Source organism: Streptomyces sp. NPDC004629 (assembly GCF_042873595.1).
Lineage (GTDB): Bacteria > Actinomycetota > Actinomycetes > Streptomycetales > Streptomycetaceae > Streptomyces.
This window is the reverse complement of record NZ_JBIALO010000080.1, coordinates 1-3522: the sequence shown is the minus strand read 5'-3', so window position 1 is coordinate 3522 and position 3522 is coordinate 1. Positions and strand designations below refer to the sequence as shown.

At 68.2% G+C, this 3522-nt stretch carries 6 protein-coding genes; all 6 read left to right on the top strand.

Annotation, left to right across the window (positions count from 1 at the left end; all coding sequences use genetic code 11):
* Nucleotides 1–176 precede the first annotated feature (176 nt).
* Nucleotides 177–656 carry an ATP-binding protein gene (locus tag ACFYTE_RS42225; protein WP_388722620.1) on the top strand — a complete coding sequence of 160 codons (480 nt, stop codon included), beginning with the start codon at nucleotides 177–179 and terminating at the stop codon, nucleotides 654–656.
* A 251-nt stretch (nucleotides 657–907) separates the two neighbouring features.
* On the top strand, nucleotides 908–1309 hold the full coding sequence (locus ACFYTE_RS42220) for a DUF6415 family natural product biosynthesis protein (RefSeq protein WP_388722618.1): 402 nt from the start codon (nucleotides 908–910) through the stop codon (nucleotides 1307–1309).
* A gap of 41 nt (nucleotides 1310–1350) precedes the next feature.
* Nucleotides 1351–2019, top strand: coding sequence for a hypothetical protein (locus ACFYTE_RS42215; RefSeq protein WP_388722616.1), 669 nt, complete (start codon nucleotides 1351–1353; stop codon nucleotides 2017–2019).
* Nucleotides 2019–2363, top strand: a complete 345-nt coding sequence (locus ACFYTE_RS42210) for a hypothetical protein (protein WP_388722614.1) — start codon at nucleotides 2019–2021, stop codon at nucleotides 2361–2363. Before ACFYTE_RS42215 ends, ACFYTE_RS42210 begins: the two co-directional genes overlap by 1 nt.
* Before the next feature lie 118 nt (nucleotides 2364–2481).
* Nucleotides 2482–2835 (top strand): hypothetical protein, encoded by a 354-nt coding sequence (locus tag ACFYTE_RS42205; protein ID WP_388722612.1) that lies wholly within the window; start codon nucleotides 2482–2484, stop codon nucleotides 2833–2835.
* An 82-nt stretch (nucleotides 2836–2917) separates the two neighbouring features.
* Nucleotides 2918–3472 carry a JmjC domain-containing protein gene (locus ACFYTE_RS42200; RefSeq protein WP_388722610.1) on the top strand — a complete coding sequence of 185 codons (555 nt, stop codon included), beginning with the start codon at nucleotides 2918–2920 and terminating at the stop codon, nucleotides 3470–3472.
* Nucleotides 3473–3522 lie beyond the last annotated feature (50 nt).

Genomic DNA, 3522 nt, shown 5'->3' with positions numbered 1-3522 from the left:
TGTCTTCATGTGCCTACCGCCAGAAGATCACCCCGGCGGGAAACCTGTTCGACTTGCACGTTCCATGATCGGTTGAGATACGGCTTCTCAGTCCAACGGTTATCTGGCTCTACGTGAGCTAGCCGGCCGGCGCGGCAAGGCACCACGCTCGCTCCCTCTTGCCCCCAGAGGACGTGATGACGACGACAGCCGTACGGCCGTCCTACGCGGCTCCCCTCCGCGACAGGGACGTGATGAGTCAGTGGGTCGACATCGACCCCCGCCACGGCGGCGGCCAGCCACGACCGGCAGACGCGCACTATGTAGGTGTTCTCCGCCGGATCGCCGCAGCGCGGATCCGGTACTGCGGTCTGGGCGCCCTCACCGACGAGGTGATGCTCCTCGTCTCCGAGTTGGTGACCAACGCTGTGCTGCACAGCGGCGCCAAGAGGATCGGCCTCGTGATGGCCGTTCGGGACGGGTTCCTGGAAATCGCCGTCGTCGACGGTATGCCGGGCGTCGCGACGCTCAAGGAGGCCGACGAGGACGCCGAGTCGGGGCGCGGCCTCGCCCTGGTGGAGACCGTGGTCAAGGAGCACGGAGGCACCTGGGGAACGAGCGATGCCGGCGCGAAGACCTGGTGCCGTCTCGCCGTGCCAGAGGAGTTGGAGCGATGACGACCGTCGCCCTCGCCTCCAGTTGGGCCCACCCCGCGCCTCCACCGAGCGACCCTTTACCGGGGGCCCTACGGTCCGGCTCGGCATTACCCCCTGAGACGCCGTGCTCGTCGGCAGAAGTCGCCCCAGGACGCCGACGAGCACGGTTCCGACCCCTGCGGCCGGGAAGAATCCGGCCCCGGCCGCAGGGCCTTCACCTCGAAACGAGCCCCCATCGTGGCTGCACCTCGCTACCCCAGCAGGAAGTACCGATGACCGTTTCTGACCCGGCCTGGACGCCGCCCCTGGACGCGGCGGAGCTGGCGACGGTCCTGGACAGCATCCGCAGGTGGCGTCCCTTCGACGGAGCTGCCCTCCTCGACGACATCGGCGAGGTGCTGGACAACGTCGTGCCGGCCAAGGAGAACGTCCGTGACCTCGCCGAAGCGCTCGGCGAACACCTGGTTCAGCTCGTGAACATCGCCGTCGCCGCCGAAGCCCACCGCGAGGACCCGACAGCCGGCTTCCTGATCCAGCGGGCACGCGCCGTGGGCGCCGAGAGTCTGCCTGGCGATCACCGGCAAGCCGTGGGTCATCTGCGTCGGCTGGCGTGGTCCGTCAACGAGCTGCTGGAGCGTCTTGCCGCCATCCAGTGCCTGAAGGAGGCGGCGTGAGCAGCGGCCCACCCCCTAGGAACAGTGAGAAGACCCCCTCCATGCGCGAGCACAGGCGCGAGCCCAGACTCGTCCCGTTCATCACCGCCCGGCAGGGCGAGACGGCCGCACCCGACAACCTCTATTTCGCGAAGAGCAGCAGCGTTGCCCGCCTGCTCTGCTACGAAGACGAGATTCCCCGCCTGGACCGGGACAGCAAGGGCGTCCTGTGGAGCCGGTGCCGGATCAACCCCCATGACGGGCGCGGCATGCCGACCGGTACGCCGGAGTGGAAGCTGGTCCACCCTCACCGTCAGCAGATCACGATGCAGTGGCTCCACTGCCAGATCTGCAACCGGCCGGCCAGGACCCCGCTCGGCTGGACCTTCCTGACCGGGCCCGAGGACGAGAATCCACGGCAGGCCCCCCACCTGGTGAACCAGCCGCCCGTGTGCCGATCTCACATCCGGGCCGCCGTGAAGCTCTGCCCCCATCTCGGCGAGGACGTCTACCTGGCCCAGACCGCTCCCCTCTACGGCGTGCTCGGCACCATCTACCGCCCGGACGGAGCCGGGGCAAAGCCTGTGAGTCAGCCGGACCATCCGATCCCATACGGCGACCCGATACTCCGCGCGACTCTCGGATCTCAGCTCGTCCGCAGGCTCAGCGCGTTCCGCGTGCTCACGGTCGATGAGCTGATGGACCAGTTAGACGCCGCGGGGAACGCCTGATGTACGCGCCGAGGTGCCGCGGACACAAACGTCTCCCGCGCGACGAGCTGGAACACCATCTGCGCCGCAACCCCCGCAACCGCGGACGTGACCTTGCTCTTCATCAGTTCGAGTTCGCGGGATGCGAGCTGACGACACACACCGCAGGTGACCACGCCGACTACATCGACGACATCGACGAGACCGTCAATCTGTGGATCCGCTGGACCGACGACGGGCGGCACGAGTTCGTCGAGCTGAAGAACTGCCCAGACGGTGAACCCCCGCGGGGGGACGGCCGTGAGCCCGAGCCGTGCACCCTGTTCCTCGACCACGGCGGCCTGCACTCCTGGCAGTGCAACTAGCCCCCCGGTTTCCGCCCGGCACCAGGACCATCCCGGCCCAGGTCCGCAGGCGGTGCAGACCGCGCGCACCCGAGTGCGCCGGACCCAATCCCACCACCCGATACACGAGGAGACGTACGTGCACGTTGCCACCTCACCACTCGTGCGGCAGCAGACCCAGTCACTGCTTGGCGAACTGGCCCAGGTGCTGAATCGGCACCCCGCGGGCGCAGCCTTCCGCCTGCTGTACGCCCCTGCGGACCTGGACCTCCCCGAGGACACCGTGCTCGTCCAGACGGTCAACACGGACCGGGGAATCCTCGAACTTCGTCCGCGGCAGATATCCGACCTGAGGGATGCCGACCTGCTGCACATGACCCAGGTTCTCGATCCGTCCGACACCGCCCTCAGCGCACACGCCGAGCAGTTGCAGGCCGCTTCCTGCCACGCCACCCAGCGACCCGACGGCAGCACAGGCCACTGGTACTGGTAGAGGATTCGGGATCATGCGCGTGACAGAGGTCTCGCCGTACAGCACGGCAAGCTCCTTTCTGGGGGTGTTGGGGTGGGCGGCGATGCCTCGAATCTGGACAGCGCCCGAGCAGCCCAGCCACCTGAAGGCGTTCGACGCTGCGTGGATCGAACAGGTCCCCGTGCCGGTGGCTGGCAGCAGGATGCCGGGCCAGACCGTTGCCCTGATCGACGGCACGGACTTCCACCGCACGGATGACCCGGGCAGGGCTGCTCGGGGGTACCGGGACCGGCCGCGGACTCGGGTGTACGAGAGCCTGGACGTCCGTAGCGACGGCTGGCACAGCCTGGTCTCGCTCCACCTGGCGGGGATGCTGCGGCGGCAGGTGATCTGCACGGCGTACGAGTCGCAGGCCGGCGACCGCAATCTCGGTGCGCACGATGACGCCTGGCTTGGCCTGATCGTGCAGATGCGGGGTGCGAAGCGGTGGCGGGTCTGGCCGGCCCGGGGCAGCGACCCCACGGAGTTCGTCATGCGCTCCGGTGACGTGCTGATCCTGCCCAAGGGCATGACACACGAGGTCAGCACGCCCCCGAATCCAGGTCACTCGCTACACCTGCTCTTCGCACTCACCGAGGAGCCGATCAGCACCCCGTAGACGCCTGCGCCGGCGCACCCAAGTGAACCGCACACACGAACATCGAGAGG

Bases quoted from the DNA above. Each gene is read 5' to 3' on its own strand.
- ACFYTE_RS42225 (WP_388722620.1), top strand. From the start codon at position 177: ATGACGACGACAGCCGTACGGCCGTCCTACGCGGCTCCCCTCCGCGAC.
- ACFYTE_RS42220 (WP_388722618.1), top strand. From the start codon at position 908: ATGACCGTTTCTGACCCGGCCTGGACGCCGCCCCTGGACGCGGCGGAG.
- ACFYTE_RS42210 (WP_388722614.1), top strand. From the start codon at position 2,019: ATGTACGCGCCGAGGTGCCGCGGACACAAACGTCTCCCGCGCGACGAG.
- ACFYTE_RS42200 (WP_388722610.1), top strand. From the start codon at position 2,918: ATGCCTCGAATCTGGACAGCGCCCGAGCAGCCCAGCCACCTGAAGGCG.
- ACFYTE_RS42215 (WP_388722616.1), top strand. From the start codon at position 1,351: ATGCGCGAGCACAGGCGCGAGCCCAGACTCGTCCCGTTCATCACCGCC.